This window comes from Citrobacter sp. Cu231, from assembly GCF_030332265.1.
Lineage (GTDB): Bacteria > Pseudomonadota > Gammaproteobacteria > Enterobacterales > Enterobacteriaceae > Citrobacter > Citrobacter meridianamericanus.
In genome coordinates, this window is sequence record NZ_JAOWIE010000032.1 from 1 (window position 1) to 15,745 (window position 15,745).

Here is a 15,745-nt window from a genome sequence, read left to right on the forward strand (position 1 = left end):
CCATGCGAGAGTAGGGAACTGCCAGGCATCAAATAAAGTGAAGAAGCCCATCCTGCCGGATGGGCTTTTTTGCGTCTGTGCGCAGTGAAATCCGCCGGCTGCGGCGTGCCTGCCTTATCCGGCCCACAAAAGTCCGCACTATATCTGACCGATAACTCGGATCTATTCCTCGAACATATCTGAATCCTTTCTCTGCTAATTAAAACCGTGATCTTTCTCGCACAATAAAGCATAACAAATGTATAACATTTGATTCACCAAAAAATACACAACCATCATTGATAAATTCATGCGATCGTTGGCAGGGGTACAATTTTAATGGCTGATAGCAGTGTAACTGATAACGGGGCGCTGACAGACGGCGATACCCGTCGCCGTATATGGGCGATTGTCGGAGCATCATCAGGGAATCTGGTCGAATGGTTTGATTTCTATATTTATTCTTTCTGCTCTCTCTACTTTGCTCATATCTTTTTTCCATCTGGAAACACCACAACGCAACTCTTACAAACCGCCGGCGTTTTTGCTGCAGGTTTTCTGATGCGACCGATTGGCGGTTGGCTGTTTGGCCGCATCGCAGATAAGCATGGGCGTAAAAAATCTATGCTACTGTCCGTTTGTATGATGTGTATGGGATCGTTGGTGATCGCTTGTCTTCCGGGATATGAAACCATCGGCACATGGGCTCCTGCGCTATTGCTGCTGGCAAGACTCTTTCAGGGGCTGTCTGTCGGGGGGGAATACGGAACCAGTGCAACTTATATGAGTGAAGTGGCCGTTGAAGGTAAGAAAGGTTTTTATGCTTCATTCCAGTATGTGACGTTAATTGGCGGGCAGTTACTGGCATTGCTGGTTGTGGTCATATTACAGCAAACGTTAGAAGATTCAGCCCTAAGAGCGTGGGGGTGGCGTATTCCCTTTGCGCTGGGAGCCGTGCTGGCTATTGTTGCGCTATGGTTGCGTCGCCAGTTGGATGAAACCTCGAAACAGGATGTTCGCGCGCTGAAAGAAGCGGGATCTCTGAAAGGTCTGTGGCGTAATCGTAAAGCGTTTATCATGGTGCTTGGCTTTACCGCTGCTGGCTCGCTGTGTTTTTACACGTTCACAACCTACATGCAAAAATATTTGGTTAACACCGCCGGCATGCATGCCAACGTAGCCAGTGGGATTATGACAGCCGCGCTGTGCGTGTTTATGCTGGTGCAACCGCTGTTTGGTGCTCTGTCAGATAAGATTGGCAGACGTACTTCAATGCTGTGCTTCGGCGCGTTGGCCGCGATTTTTACTGTTCCCATTCTGACAGCATTGCAAAGCGTGACGTCCCCGTACATGGCGTTTACTCTGGTGATGTGTGCCTTGTTGATCGTGAGCTTCTATACATCAATCAGCGGTATTCTGAAGGCTGAAATGTTCCCAGCGCAGGTGCGCGCTCTGGGGGTTGGGTTATCTTATGCGGTGGCTAATGCCCTGTTTGGTGGTTCAGCCGAATATGTTGCGTTATCCCTGAAGTCTGTCGGTATGGAAACGACATTCTTCTGGTACGTTACAGCGCTGGCAGTCGTCGCATTTTTGGTATCATTGATGCTGCATGGGAAGGGGAAAGGTCTGCGCCTCTAGTAATGTGCCAATTGCCAGACCGCATAGCCGGTAGACGCGCCAGCAACATCCCAGGCGAAGTCCTTCCAGCTCCAGCCACTCCCTGCGGGGCGGCTGTCCCACAGCTCTTTTGACGCGCCCAGGCTGACTGAAAACATCAGGCCGATAGCCGCACTGCGATCGCGGCTGTTGCCCTGATGTTGGGCATATTCGTTTCCGGCTGCGGCAAGCATGGCGGAGGCGATAAAGTGTTGAGCCTTGTCTTGCCCACTCCAGCGGTCGTTAGCCATGTGGCTGCAGCCAGAAATGACCAGGATACTGGTAAGAATCAACAGACGCACCGTGGCCTCCATAGGAAAAACCCCGTCACTGGACGGGGTCTTGGTTACAGAATACGGCTAATTAATCTGTCGATACGAATACGGCGTAGTCGACGGATGAGCTTACGTACTTTGACTGGATAGTCGGCAATGCTCTGCAGGTCGCGATAGTGCTTAACGACGGTGGTATGCGTGCGGATGAGCTCCAGCTCTTTATCGCGCTGGGGAGTCAGCTCTTGCTTAGGATCGTGGATAAGAATGGCGTTTTCCAGATCCAGACGCCAGGCGCGAGGGTTAAGGTTGTTGCCAGTCAGCAGCATCCATTTATCATCAACCCACATGCCTTTCAGATGATAAGTGTTGTCATCATCTTTCCATAAGCGCACGACCAGCTGGTCGGTATTCACGTAATACTGCAGTCTGCTCAGGAAACGGCGTAGGTTAATTTCATACAGATAAGGCAGCGCGCCGATGATCTTAAATGGCTCATCTTCGGGAATGAAAAAGTCGTTGGCGGTTTTATCACCGACAATAATTTCGACCTTTTTCCCTTCACGCAGCAGCTGAATGATATTGCGCACCAGTATAGCTGGCAGGTTGAAATAAGGGGTACAGATTGTCAGCTTGTGCTCCGCGCAGGGCATAAGGTGGAAAATGGTCTTATTTAACAGACTGGATTTTCCAAGGCCCACCAGAGGCGTAACCGAAAGCTGTTCATTATCCGCATCCCCCTGAAAATGGAATGACGCATCACGCAGTTCCTGACGGTACAGGCGGATGTCATTTTTAATTTCCGGGCTTTTAGGGCGATTGATATCATCAAGGCGATTAACGCCACGACCGTTCATCAGGTTCTGCGTAACCCAATCGAACATAATATCGGCCATTTGTGCGTTGCGAATCAACTGATAACGGTCATAGCGATATTTATCATGCTGATGCAGATAAACATCGTTCAGACTGGCCCCGCTGTACAGGACGCTATCATCGATGATAAAGCCTTTGAAATGCAGGACGCCAAGCGCTTCGCGGGTGTTAATCGGAACGCCGTAGACAGGGATATCAATACCCGGATTTTCCTGCGCCATTCGGCAATACCAGTCAGCGTTGGTATTCGATGCCGCGGCACCAATACGTCCACGCTGGGCTCGGTGCCAGTCGACAAGCACCCGTACATCCAGCTCTGGACGCTGCCGTTTTGCCGCATAGAGCGCGTCGAGAATGCCTTTGCCACCGTCATCCTGTTCCAGGTACAGCGCAATAATGCAGATCCGTCGCGTCGCGCTGGCTATTTTTTCCAGCAGAGTCTCCCTGAAATTAGCGGGAGCATAAAAGAAATCTACATCATCAACTGACTGAGAAATCTTGGGTAGTTGGGCAAGGTGTTGTTGATGTTTATTACGCTTAAATTTTGACAACATCACAGTGCATTTCTTCTCTGTTCATTGGAGGGTCCTCTGTGCTATGCAGACGACATAAGCGGGCAATGATACCACCAGTACCCATTAATGTGGTCAACATTTCCAGTACCTTACTCACGATTCCTCGAATTGGGCCAGATCAAGCGTTAGCCCAACAATTCCCTCTTCGAGTTGGACGTCAACGACAAACCCGAGTTTTCGGGCTAGGGCGACCATCCCACGATTGTTTGGCATCGTAATACCATTCAAACGTATAAGTCCGTGATCTCGGGTATATGAAATTAACTTTTCCATCAACCGACGACCCAGCCCGAGCCCTTTGAGATCTGAACGTACCAGCACGGCAAACTCGGCGTCAACGTTATCAGGATCCGAGATTGCCCTCGTTACGCCGAGGATCTCTTGCTGATTATCTTTACAGCGTACTGCAACGAAGGCCATTTCCCGATCGTAGTCGATCTGCGTCATATTGGCTAAATCTTCATGGGTAAATTCGTTGATCTCACTGAAATAGCGATAATAAAGATCTTCTTTCGTTACCTGAGATATGAACTGCTGCAGATGAGGTTCGTCCTCCGGTAAAATGGGACGGAACAGGCAGCGTTCCCCGTTTTTCAACTCCACCCATTCTTCAAGCTGATGGGGGTAGGGACGGACAGCCAGTCGGCTTTCGTTGTCCCCCGTAAAAGGGGCAATGTCCAGTGTGACATCCAGGGCGGTAAATTCACCGGCGGAGGCCAGCAGCGGATGAATATCCAGCCGCTGAATTTCCGGACAATCGACGATCAGGTTGGAGACCTGCACCAGAAGCTGGCTTAACCCGGCGATATCCAGCGGGCGTAGTGCGCTGCGAGCGCGGATCTTTTTATTTTTGATTCCCTGGATAACCAGATAACGTGCCAGATTCATGTTCAATGGCGGCAAGGCCACCACGGCTTGCTCTTCTGGTCGCCACTCAACTCCGCCTTCGCCCAGCATAATCAACGGGCCAAATACCGGGTCGTGTTCAACGACAACGCGTAGTTCCTGAGCGCCAGCGCGATTTGCCATACTTTGTACTAATAAACCGTGAATGCGTGCCTGCGGCCAGGCCATTTTCACCCGATCAAAAATCGCGTTGGCTGCTTGCTGCACCTCTGTTGCTGTACGCAGGTAGAGCATTACCCCCTGAACTTCCGATTTATGCGGGATATCAGGAGAACGCAGCTTGAGCGCCACCGGGTAGCCGATTTGCTCCGCGATGTGTACGGCCTCTGCACTGTCGCTGGCGATCCATGTCGGCAGTGTGTGTAAGCCATAGGCCTGTAAAATCGGCTGCACTTCATGGGTATCCAGCGACGTTGCGCCTTCTGCAATCGCCTGTTGTAACAGATTATGCGCTTCGGCGGTGTTGGTGGTCAGATTGTCGGGCAGCGCAGGCGTTTCACGCAGTTGCTTCTGGTTGCGCCGGTACTCCACCATATGCATAAACGCCGTGATGGTGCCTTCTGGCGTGCGGTAGGTTGGTAATCCGGCTTCGCTAAACAGTCTGCGTGCTTCCTGTGAGGAAAACTCTCCGCACCAGTTGGTCAGCAACGAGACGAACTTGCCGCGCGGATGATGCTTTACTGCTTCGATCAACGCTTGCGCGCTTTCGGTTCCTGGGGCGGCTGCGCTAGGTGAGTGAATCACCATTAGCGCGTCGAAATCCTGGCTGGCAAGCAAAATATCCACTGTCTTAACATAGTGCTCGCTGCTGGCGTCGTCCCGCAGATCCAGCGGGTTGGCGATGTCAACGTGTTCAGGTAACGCATCGCGTAATTTCTGGCAGGTATCTTCACTCAATGTCGCCAGCTTGCCATTTTTTGACCACAGTTCATCTAATGCCAGTGCGGCAGGCGCGGCTCCATTGCTAATGATCATCAGCCTGTCGCCACGCAGCGGGCGCATGTGGCTCAGGGTTTCCACTGCTGAGAACAGCTCGTGAGTGTCTTGTACGCGTAATAAACCGGCGCGCTGAATAGCTGCATCCCACGCCGGATCCATCCCTGCGCTGGTATGCAGCAGGCGCTGAGCCGCCGGACTGCGACCACTTTTGATCACCAAAATGGGTTTGTTGCGCGACGCGCTACGTGCGGCGGAGACAAAGCGGCGGGCATCGCTTAAATGTTCGAGATACAGCAAGATCGCACTGGTTTTGCTGTCGCGGGCAAGGTAATCAAGCAACTCATCAACGTCGATATCCAGGCTGTCACCCAGCGCGATAAACCAGGAAAAACCCATGTCGCGCTGCTGTGCCCAGTCCAGAATGGTGTTAGAAATCGCCGCCGACTGGGAAATAAATGCCAGCTTACCGCGCTTGATGGGGACGGGGGAAAAGCTGGCGTTAAGCCCCTGCCAGGGCGCGAGAAGCCCCAGACTGTTGGGACCCAACAGACGTATGTTGTAGCGTGAAGCGCAGGCCAGCAGCTCCGCGTGTTGCGTCGTGGGAGCCGAGAGAATAATGCAGGTTTTACAGCCTTTCTCGCCAAGCGCTTCGAGCAACGTCAGGTTGCGGCTGGCATTGGTGCACAACACAGCGAGATCGGGGCTAAAAGGCAGGCTGCTGATATTGGGCCAGGCCAGTACGCCCAACACCGCTTTCCAGGCGGGCGTCACAGGTAAAACAGGTCCGTTGAAACCACCTGCAAGCAGATTACGCATCATCAGGTAACCCGCGCGATTAGGCTTCATTGACGCCCCAATCACCGCAATAGATTTCGGTCGCAGGAGTGCTTCCAGACCACGCTGACTCATATCGGCTTCCTTAATGACACCAGTGACCGAATGATTCTAAACGCTTTCTGACGAGTCTGCTGTGACGCTTCCCTGATGTTGCGTTTTTCCTGCCAGGTAGCGTGTTTTAAAACGCGTGAAGTGCTCACCTAATCCTTCGGCTGCCTGCGTATCGCCTGCCAGATCCAGTAAAGCGATTGCCACTTCGGCAGTGCAATATTGCCCCTCGGCATGAACTTCGCGCAGATGGTAAGCGGAAAGGCGTGACAAATCGACGGAGATCACCGGCAGGTTATCAAGGTACGGGCTTTTGCGAAACATTTTGCGTGCCTCAGGCCAGGTGCCGTCGAGCATGATAAACAATGGGGGCTTACCGGCTGGTGGCGTGAAAATCACTTCACGCTCTTCACCCGCATAGGAGGCCGGGAATACAACCATCGGCTGGTAATCCGGATTTTTCACCAGTTCCAGCAGCGCCTGCGGTGGCTCGGTACGTGACCACTGAAAAGCCGTTGTTTCGGGGAGGATATCGGCAATTAAACGCCCGGTATTGCTGGGTTTCATCGGTTCAGTATCAAACATCACCAGGCAAAAACGGCTTTTCGCCTGAGCTGGTGTCAGCGTTTCACACAGGCACAGTTTCAGCGGTAGCAGGCAGCGCTGACAGCGACGGATGCGATTACCTCGGGCAAGAAAAGGGCGCGTGGCGCGCGCAAGACGCTCGGCACGTAACTGGAGAACGGCGTTATTGGTCATGGGGAAGCACGTTGAAAAATGCTATTGTCTCAAAGGACAAAACGGGGCACAAGATGTGCCCCGCAGAGTTTATAATGATTCGTTAAGCCAGCTATCAAACGGGGCCTTAGGTACGGCACCATTAAGCATGTCGACGATTTCACCTTTTCTGAAGATCATGATGGTTGGAATGCTGCGGATACCGAAGCGGGCGCTGAGCTCACGTTCGGCTTCCGTATTCACTTTCACAAAACGTACTTTACCGCTACGCTCTTCCGCGACATCTTCAAAAATTGGGGCGAAGTTGCGGCATGGACCACACCAGGGGGCCCAAAAATCAACCACCACCGGGAGATCGTCTTTTAACAGTTTATCCAGTGTTTCACCGGTCGCATTGATCACCTCCCCATCAAACAGATCGTGACCACAGCGTCCGCATTTAGCCGCTTCCTGGACACGATCGTCGGGGATGCGGTTGATAGCCTGGCAGCTGGTACAAACGGTATTCATAACTAACCTCTGGATGGGTGGAGTGGACTTCCCGGCAGTAATGCCAGTATGTTTCTATTATGTTACATATTATCAGGGAGTCTGTTCTAAACAACAATGCGTTTTATTCAATGAGTACAATAGTCCTTAGCTTTTAAATGAAATAATGGCTAACGACGTGCACATCGGGTAATCTGCGCGCTTCGCGCAGAGCAGGTGGAGAAAAACATGAGCGACGAACTGAAGAACAAAAACGGCAAGGTCAAAGTGATGTACGTCCGCAGTGACGATGACTCGGACAAACGCACCCAAAATCCACGTACTGGTAAAGGCGGCGGTCGCCCCGGTACTTCCCGAGCCGAAGGCGGTCGTCGCCCTGCCCGTGATGACAGAAAGGGTCCGAACAGCGAACGAGGCCGTGAACGTGGCCGTGACCGCGATGTAGAACGCGACCGCAGACGTGAAGATTCACCATGGCGTACCGTGTCCCGCGCACCGAGTGATGATGCACCGGAAAAAGCCGATCACGGCGGTATCAGCGGCAAAAGCTTTATCGATCCGGAAGTATTACGTCGCCAGCGCGCGGAAGAAACGCGCGTTTACGGTGAGAATGCCTGCCAGGCTCTGTTCCAGAGTCGTCCGGACGCTATCGTCCGCGCCTGGTTTGTTCAGAGCGTAACCCCGCGTTTTAAAGAAGCATTACGCTGGATGGCGGCAAACCGCAAAGCCTACCACGTGGTTGACGAAGCCGAACTGGCGAAAGCTTCCGGCACTGAACACCATGGTGGCGTTTGTTTCCTGATCAAAAAACGTAACGGTACTACCGTTAAGCAGTGGGTGAGTCAGGCGGGGGCGCAGGATTGCGTACTGGCGCTGGAAGACATCGCCAACCCGCATAACCTGGGCGGCATGATGCGTAGCTGTGCGCACTTTGGTGTGAAAGGCGTGGTGGTGCAGGATGCGGCGCTGCTGGAATCGGGTGCGGCTATCCGTACTGCTGAAGGTGGGGCAGAGCACGTTCAGCCGATTACCGGTGACAGTATTGTCGATGTGCTGGACGATTTCCGTAACGCAGGTTACACGGTAGTGATGACCTCAAGCGTGAAAGGCAAACCGCTGTTTACGACCACGCTGCCGGAAAAAATGGTGCTGGTATTAGGGCGTGAGCGTGAAGCTCTGCCAGAAGCGGCATGCTCAGCCGACGACCTGTGCGTGGCGATTGACGGTACCGGCAAGGTAGAAACACTCAACGTTTCTGTCGCGACCGGCGTACTGCTCGCGGAATGGTGGCGTCAGAACAAAGCCTGATAATAAAAATGCCAGCGAATCGCTGGCATTTTTTTACTCGCTTTCTGCGGGTAATACCGGCATCCAGTCAATCGGTTTTTCACCTCGTTGTTCCAGCCATTTATTAGCCAGTACAAAGTGATTGCAACCAAAGAACCCGCGATGCGCAGAGAGCGGTGATGGGTGTGGCGCTTTCAACACATGGTGACGCTGCGCATCTATAATCGCGCCTTTCTTCTGTGCGTGAGAACCCCAGAGCAGGAAAACCACGCCTTCCCGATGTTGATTAATCAGGCTAATCACTTTATCGGTAAATGTTTCCCACCCGAGACTGGCATGCGAATGAGCCTGGCCGGCGCGGACGGTAAGCACGGTGTTGAGTAACAGTACGCCCTGGCGTGCCCAGCTTTCCAGATATCCGTGCGTGGGGCGGGTGAAGCCGGGAATTGTTGCTTCCAGCTCTTTGTACATGTTCAGCAACGAAGGCGGAGTGGCAATCCCCGGACGAACAGAGAACGCGAGACCGTGTGCCTGGCCTGGGCCGTGGTAGGGGTCTTGTCCCAGAATGACGACTTTAACGTCGCCAAGTTCGGTAAAGCGAAATGCGTTAAATACATCTTTTTGCGGAGGGTAAATAGTCATACCCGACTGACGTTCGCCCGCTACTGTATGCAGCGTGTTAACAAAATAAGGCTGCTGTTTTTCTTCAGCCAGCACATCGTGCCAGGTTAATTCGGTGGCCATCTCGCTCTCCTGCGAATTTTCAATCCCTCTAGCTTAACTGCTTCTTTCAGCGTCGCAAAATTCTGTACGTTTCTCAAGGGGCTACCCCTTAAAGATAGTTGAAAATTTATGTAAAAAGTTTAGTGCTGAATATGACGTAAGTTGATGTAAAACAATAAAATCCACCTATCACCACTTTTGATGTGTGGTTTTTGTTGATTTAAATCAAAGATTCAAGGGTGGGTGAGGGGTATATATACACTCAAGCAACAATGGTTTTACCAATTGGCCGGATGACGGCCAACCGAGATCAAATAATTTTGCCGGGGAGGCATCAAATGATTACAGGTATCCAGATTACTAAAGCTGCAAACGACGACCTGCTGAACTCTTTCTGGCTGCTGGACAGCGAAAAAGGCGAAGCACGCTGCATCGTTGCGAAAGCAGGTTTCAATGCCGATGAAGTCGTTGCCGTCAGCAAACTGGGTGAAATCGAATACCGTGAAGTACCGGTAGACGTACAGCCGGAAGTCCGTGTGGAAGGTGGTCAGCATCTGAACGTAAACGTTCTGCGTCGTGAAACGCTGGAAGATGCGGTTAAGCATCCGGAAAAATATCCGCAGCTGACCATTCGTGTTTCAGGTTATGCAGTGCGTTTCAACTCTCTGACTCCAGAGCAGCAGCGCGACGTTATTGCCCGTACCTTTACTGAGAGCCTGTAAGGTTCACGGGGAATAACCCCGTCCAGCAGAGAATCTATAAGCGGAAGATGCCAGTGCGTCTTCCGCTTTTTTATATCCGTTAGTAAAAAATCCTCACCGCACAATACACCAACAGTAATGCCAAAATGATATTCAGCTGCCGACCGTAACGGCGAAAGATGCGCTGAAAAAGATGGCCCGCCAGCGCCCAACAAGCATTCCCGAAGGTGCCGATAAGCGCCAGAAGAAGACTCACTCCAATCAACCACTGCGCGTCCTGCGTATACGGCAATACAAATGTGGATAACGCGGTAATGCCGTACAAAATAATTTTGACGTTAACAAACTGCAGGCCAAAACTCGCCCAGAAGCTAATGGGTTCTGACTGTAAACCATCGTTTGTCGCCGGGCTGGTGGCAATCTTCAGCGCCAGCCACAGAATATAAGCGGCTCCGGCCCAACTGAGCCAATGGATGATGGCCGGGTCTATATTCGCCAGCGAAAACGAAATCCCGGCGCACATCAGCATGACGATTAAAAAACCAAGACTCATTCCGGCCAGAACGCGCGTACTCTGACGAAAACCGTGTGACGTTGCGGCACTGAGCGCAAGGATGTTGTTTGGCCCGGGAGTTAACGCGGTAATCAATGTATAGGTCCAGAATGCACTTAAAAGGGTGGGGGTCACTTGTTATCTCCTCTGTTTTGGTAGACAGTACCCGAGATAAAACATTTAAAAAAATGAATGTTTTTGCATTCTGAGTTCGATATTTTCGATGGGTTGGTGCGGATGGATTTACGTCGGTTTATTACGCTAAAAACAGTGGTAGAAGAAGGTTCATTCCTGCGGGCTTCACAAAAGCTTTGCTGTACGCAGTCAACGGTTACCTTTCATATTCAACAGCTTGAGCAAGAACTCTCGGTGCAGCTGTTTGAAAAAATTGGTCGCCGGATGTGTCTTACCAGCGAAGGAAAACGGCTGATGCCGCATATACATGACCTGACGCGTGTGATGGCCTCAATTCGTCAGTCCGTACAACAGGATGCGCAGCCGAGCGGCGATCTGCGCGTCGCCACCGGTGAAACGTTGCTGGCATATAAAATGCCGCAGGTTTTACAGCGATTTAAACAACGCGCGCCCCATGTGCGGCTGTCCTTACAGTCGCTCAACTGTTATGTCATTCGCGATGCGCTACTCAGTGATGAGGTCGACCTGGGCGTATTTTATCGTGTAGGTAATGACGATGCCCTTGAGATGATGCCGCTGGGTGATCAGTCACTGGCGCTGGTTGCGTCGCCTCTGCTGCAGCACGTTGATTTCACCCGGCATAACCAGCACATTCCCTGCAGCTTTATCATTAATGAACCGCAATGTATTTTCAGACAACGCTTCGAGGGGTTACTGCGTAAGCGTCAGATTACGCTGGAAAATACGATTGAGTTATGGAGTATTGAGAGCATCAAGCAGTGCGTATCGGCAAATCTTGGGGTCAGCTTTTTGCCGCATTTTGCCGTCGAGAAGGAACTACATTCAGGGGAATTGATTGAATTACCGTTTAGTAAACAGCCCGAGTTAATTACGGCATTGTGCGGCTATCATGCCGGGAAAGCCGTTAGTCCGGCGATGCGGGTGTTTATTGAGTGTATTGAAGAGAGCTTTGCGACGCATGAAAAAAAGCCGGGCTAAATGGCCCGGCATTCGGTTACTCTTTGTCGGATTGCTGGGGAACAGCTCCGCTCGGCTTACGACGTTTGCCGATATTTTTGGCGTCGCGGTGACGTTTCTTCACGCGCGGTTTCTCTTTTTCTTTGGCTTTTTGCTCGGCGCGCTTCGCCAGTACTTTCTTGGATGGCTTGCCGTTAGATTTCTCACTTGGCGCGCGCGTGGTTGGACGCAATTCGTCGATGACGCGTGCTTTCAGTGGCTCGTCAATATAGCGGCTCGCTTTGCCAAGCAGCAGGTGATCATGCGCTTCAACCAAAGAGATTGCAGTACCTTTACGGCCTGCACGACCGGTACGGCCAATGCGGTGCAGATAAGCATCGCCACTGCGCGGCATGTCGAAGTTAAACACATGGCTGACGTCAGGAATATCGATCCCACGAGCGGCAACGTCGGTGGCAACCAGCACATTCACACGACCATCAGTCAGGCGTTTGATCGCTTCATTGCGTTTGTTCTGCACCATCTCGCCTTCGAGGTAGCAGTTATTGATGCCCGCCTGGCGCAGCCAGCCTGCCAGCTCGTGCACACGCTCGCGTTTACGTACAAAGACAATCGAGCGGGTCGCTTCTGGCTGTTTTAACAGATGGATCAGCAGGGCAGTTTTGTGCTCGATGTCATCGGCACGGTAGTAAAACTGATGGATCTTCTTGCGTTCGCGGGTGGACGGATCCGCCGAAACTTCGACAGGATCTTCCAGCAGGCGCTCGGCAAAGTCTTTGATCGCATCGCCTTCCAGCGTGGCGGAAAACAGCATCGTTTGCTTGCGCCAACGGGTTTCACCCGCGATATGCTCAATGTCCTGGGCAAAGCCCATATCCAGCATACGGTCTGCTTCATCGAGGATCAGCGTCTCAACCGCATGGCAGTCGAAGTTCTCTTCTTTAATATATTGCAGCAGACGGCCGGTGGTAGCGACCACGATGTCCTGGTTTTCGCTAAAGACTTCCATGTGGTTCATGTAAGCCACGCCACCAGTAATAGTCGCGATATCCAGATGTGTATTCTTCGCCAGTTCACGGGCATGTTCAGCAACCTGCATCGCCAGTTCACGCGTTGGCGTCAGAATTAAAATGCGTGGCGGACCCGATTTTTTGCGCGGGAAGTCGAGCAGGTGCTGCAACGCTGGCAGCAAATATGCCGCCGTTTTACCGGTGCCTGTCGGCGCAGAACCGAGTACATCACGGCCATCGAGCGCAGGCGGTATGGCGGCAGCCTGAATGGCGGTCGGGCGAGTGAAACCTTTTTCCTGGAGGGCATCCAGAAGGCTTTCATCGAGTTCAAGTTCGGAAAAAGTCGTTACAGTCATGTTCTACCTCTGAGTGGGGCGCTGATTATAGACGTTACGGCTGCAATCTTCATCTGTTTGTATGGATATACCTTCTCAGGTATTGTTTTTATCCTATGTTATCGTTTTTTTTCCAGGAAGGTTGTTCTTCATGCCCCAGTCTACATCCGTACTTAGACGTAATGGATTTACTTTTAAGCAGTTTTTTGTGGCACACGATCGTTGTGCAATGAAAGTCGGAACGGACGGCATTTTATTGGGGGCCTGGGCGCCCGTTGCTGGTGTTAAACGAATCCTGGACATTGGTACCGGGAGCGGTCTGTTGGCGCTGATGTTGGCCCAACGTACTGATGAAAACGTCATCATTGACGCCGTGGAGCTCGACGTTGACGCCGCGCAGCAGGCGCAGGAGAACATCGCGCAATCTCCGTGGAAGCATCGCATGAACGTGCATACGGAAGATGCCCAACAGTGGATACCACGCCAGACCGTGCGTTTTGATTTGATCATCAGCAATCCTCCCTATTATGAACAGGGCGTGGAATGTGCTACGCCGCAGCGCGAGCAAGCACGCTACACCACCACGCTCGATCATCAAGCATTGCTTACGCTGGCGGCGGACAGCATTACGGAAGACGGTTTTTTTTGCGTGGTGCTACCGGAGGAGATTGGTAACGCATTCACTCAGCTGGCACTTGGCATGGGCTGGCACCTGCGATTGCGCACGGATGTAGCAGAAACCGAGGCCCGTCTACCGCATCGGGTATTGCTGGCATTCTCCCCGCAGGCCGGGGAGTGCTTTAGCGACAGACTGGTGATCCGTGGGCCAGACCAACGTTACTCTGAAGGTTACACGGCACTGACCCAGGCGTTCTATCTGTTTATGTGATGACTGAGCGGCGAGAGAATTGACGGGCCTGCCTCTGGAAGCTGTTCTGGATAATCCAGCGTGTAGTGCAGGCCCCGACTCTCTTTGCGCATCATCGCGCAGCGGACAATCAGCTCAGCAACTTGCACCAGATTGCGCAATTCCAGTAAGTTGTTCGACACACGGAAATGCGCATAATACTCGTCGATTTCCTGTTGCAGCATGGTGATACGGCGCAGGGCGCGTTCCAGACGTTTAGTGGTGCGCACAATACCGACGTAATCCCACATAAACAGCCGTAGCTCATGCCAGTTATGCTGAATGACAACCAGCTCATCCGGATTTTCTACCCGGCTTTCATCCCAGCCAGGGAGCGTGCTGACGCCGCGCGCATAAGGCATACGCCTGTCGATATCTTCCGCAGCGGACCAGCCGTAAACCAGGCACTCCAGTAATGAGTTCGACGCCATTCGGTTAGCACCATGCAGGCCGGTGTAACTCACTTCGCCAATTGCATATAGCCCGTCGACATCCGTACGACCAAAGTCATCCACCATCACCCCGCCGCAGGTATAGTGCGCGGCAGGAACAATGGGAACCGGCTCTTTGGTCAGATCAAAACCCAGTCCCAGCAATTTTTCGTAAATCATTGGAAAATGCTGACGAACAAATTCTTCGGGCTTATGGCTGATGTCGAGGAACATACAGTCAGCGCCAAAGCGCTTCATTTCGTGGTCAATGGCGCGGGCGACAATATCTCTGGGAGCCAGTTCGCCACGCTCGTCAAAATCGGGCATAAAGCGTGAACCGTCCGGGCGCTTCAGGTGTGCGCCTTCGCCACGTAGCGCCTCGGTCAGCAGAAAATTGCGTGCCTGCGGGTGATACAGCGCCGTCGGGTGAAACTGGTTAAACTCCAGATTGGCGACACGGCATCCTGCACGCCAGGCCATCGCAATGCCGTCGCCCGAAGAAATATCCGGATTTGTGGTGTATTGATACACTTTTGATGCGCCACCGGTAGCCAACACTACTGACTTCGCATGGCAGGTCTCAACGGCTTCCTTATTACGGTTCCAGATCCAGGCTCCGACAACCCGACGCGTTCCCGGCAGACCGATTTTATCAGAGACAATCAGGTCGACGGCATTGCTGCGTTCGAGAACCCGGATGTTGGGATGATTTTGCGCCTGGCTGACGAGGGTGGTTTCAACTTCTTTGCCGGTGGCATCCGCCGCATGCAGAATGCGTCGATGGCTATGACCGCCTTCACGGGTCAGATGGTAACTCTCTTCACCGTTGGGCTGAACCTGCGTATCAAATAAGACACCCTGATCGATAAGCCACTGAACGCAGCTACGGGCATTACTGGCGACAAATTCCACCGCATGGCGATCGCACAGGCCGGCTCCGGCAATCAGCGTATCTTCAACGTGGGAGTCGATGCTGTCGGTTTCATCAAACACCGCGGCAATACCGCCCTGGGCGTAAAACGTTGAACCTTCGCTGACCGGACCTTTGCTCAGAACAATGACCTGATGTTTTTCCGCTAGCCGCAGCGCCAGCGAAAGTCCAGCAGCTCCGCTGCCAATGATCAGCACGTCACAGGATAATTCAGGAGTCGTATTCATGTTTTTTGTTTAATTTACTAAACAGTGTGTGGTCACCATAGCACCACATTGGGCGATACTGCACGTTTTATTTTTATATGTGTTGCAATGACTAAACATGATAGAAAAGCGTGACGAGGGTGAAATGAGCAAAAATATTTTGTGAAGCAGGCCGTTAGCATCAGATTATGTGATGAAATAAAGTGCCCGTTGGGTTACTCTGCTGGCGGTGA

14 protein-coding genes are annotated in these 15,745 nt (G+C 52.2%); 5 read left to right on the forward strand and 9 right to left on the reverse strand.

All coding sequences use genetic code 11. The features are described from left to right. Positions 1–318: 318 nt before the first annotated feature. On the forward strand, positions 319–1,617 hold the full coding sequence (locus OGY15_RS06530) for an MFS transporter (RefSeq protein ID WP_210904466.1): 1,299 nt from the start codon (positions 319–321) through the stop codon (positions 1,615–1,617). Here OGY15_RS06530 and OGY15_RS06535 read toward each other — a convergent pair. The 5 genes from OGY15_RS06535 to trxC form a co-directional block, all read right to left on the reverse strand. Beyond that, positions 1,614–1,937: a YfiM family lipoprotein gene (locus OGY15_RS06535; protein WP_151217696.1), complete on the reverse strand. Its 324-nt coding sequence runs from the start codon at positions 1,935–1,937 to the stop codon at positions 1,614–1,616. The genes OGY15_RS06530 and OGY15_RS06535 overlap by 4 nt on opposite strands. Positions 1,938–1,981: 44 nt before the next feature. Further along, the gene (pssA, locus tag OGY15_RS06540; RefSeq protein ID WP_003835350.1) at positions 1,982–3,337 is read right to left on the reverse strand and encodes a CDP-diacylglycerol--serine O-phosphatidyltransferase; all 1,356 of its coding nucleotides are present in this window, start codon (positions 3,335–3,337) and stop codon (positions 1,982–1,984) included. Between the two features lie 114 nt (positions 3,338–3,451). Beyond that, complete coding sequence (locus OGY15_RS06550) at positions 3,452–6,112, reverse strand: bifunctional acetate--CoA ligase family protein/GNAT family N-acetyltransferase (RefSeq protein WP_286538849.1); 2,661 nt, start codon at positions 6,110–6,112, stop codon at positions 3,452–3,454. A 36-nt stretch (positions 6,113–6,148) separates the two neighbouring features. Next, the gene (gene tapT / locus OGY15_RS06555) at positions 6,149–6,847 is read right to left on the reverse strand and encodes a tRNA-uridine aminocarboxypropyltransferase (RefSeq protein ID WP_187253577.1); all 699 of its coding nucleotides are present in this window, start codon (positions 6,845–6,847) and stop codon (positions 6,149–6,151) included. A gap of 69 nt (positions 6,848–6,916) precedes the next feature. Then, positions 6,917–7,336, reverse strand: coding sequence for a thioredoxin TrxC (trxC, locus tag OGY15_RS06560; protein ID WP_003037559.1), 420 nt, complete (start codon positions 7,334–7,336; stop codon positions 6,917–6,919). Positions 7,337–7,543: 207 nt separating this feature from the next. On the opposite strand from trxC, the gene OGY15_RS06565 reads away from it, so the two are divergent. After that, the gene (locus OGY15_RS06565; RefSeq protein WP_151217694.1) at positions 7,544–8,623 is read left to right on the forward strand and encodes a tRNA/rRNA methyltransferase; all 1,080 of its coding nucleotides are present in this window, start codon (positions 7,544–7,546) and stop codon (positions 8,621–8,623) included. A 33-nt stretch (positions 8,624–8,656) separates the two neighbouring features. Here the strand turns inward: OGY15_RS06565 and ung are convergent, their stop codons facing one another. Further along, positions 8,657–9,346 (reverse strand): uracil-DNA glycosylase, encoded by a 690-nt coding sequence (gene ung, locus OGY15_RS06570; RefSeq protein ID WP_151224102.1) that lies wholly within the window; start codon positions 9,344–9,346, stop codon positions 8,657–8,659. A gap of 317 nt (positions 9,347–9,663) precedes the next feature. Between ung and grcA the strand changes: the two genes are divergently transcribed. Continuing rightward, positions 9,664–10,047 (forward strand): autonomous glycyl radical cofactor GrcA, encoded by a 384-nt coding sequence (gene grcA / locus OGY15_RS06575; RefSeq protein WP_003037563.1) that lies wholly within the window; start codon positions 9,664–9,666, stop codon positions 10,045–10,047. Positions 10,048–10,126: 79 nt separating this feature from the next. Here grcA and eamB read toward each other — a convergent pair whose 3' ends face one another. Continuing rightward, positions 10,127–10,714, reverse strand: coding sequence for a cysteine/O-acetylserine transporter (eamB, locus tag OGY15_RS06580; protein WP_151217692.1), 588 nt, complete (start codon positions 10,712–10,714; stop codon positions 10,127–10,129). A 102-nt stretch (positions 10,715–10,816) separates the two neighbouring features. On the opposite strand from eamB, the gene OGY15_RS06585 reads away from it, so the two are divergent. Continuing rightward, positions 10,817–11,713 (forward strand): LysR family transcriptional regulator, encoded by an 897-nt coding sequence (locus tag OGY15_RS06585; protein WP_286538850.1) that lies wholly within the window; start codon positions 10,817–10,819, stop codon positions 11,711–11,713. A 16-nt stretch (positions 11,714–11,729) separates the two neighbouring features. On the opposite strand, the gene srmB is transcribed toward OGY15_RS06585, so the two are convergent. Next, positions 11,730–13,058, reverse strand: a complete 1,329-nt coding sequence (gene srmB, locus OGY15_RS06590; RefSeq protein WP_187253575.1) for an ATP-dependent RNA helicase SrmB — start codon at positions 13,056–13,058, stop codon at positions 11,730–11,732. A gap of 130 nt (positions 13,059–13,188) precedes the next feature. Between srmB and trmN the strand changes: the two genes are divergently transcribed. After that, positions 13,189–13,926, forward strand: a complete 738-nt coding sequence (gene trmN / locus OGY15_RS06595) for a tRNA(1)(Val) (adenine(37)-N(6))-methyltransferase TrmN (protein WP_187253574.1) — start codon at positions 13,189–13,191, stop codon at positions 13,924–13,926. Here the strand turns inward: trmN and nadB are convergent. Further along, positions 13,911–15,533 carry an L-aspartate oxidase gene (gene nadB / locus OGY15_RS06600; RefSeq protein ID WP_286538852.1) on the reverse strand — a complete coding sequence of 541 codons (1,623 nt, stop codon included), beginning with the start codon at positions 15,531–15,533 and terminating at the stop codon, positions 13,911–13,913. The genes trmN and nadB overlap by 16 nt on opposite strands. Between the last annotated feature and the right edge of the window lie 212 nt (positions 15,534–15,745).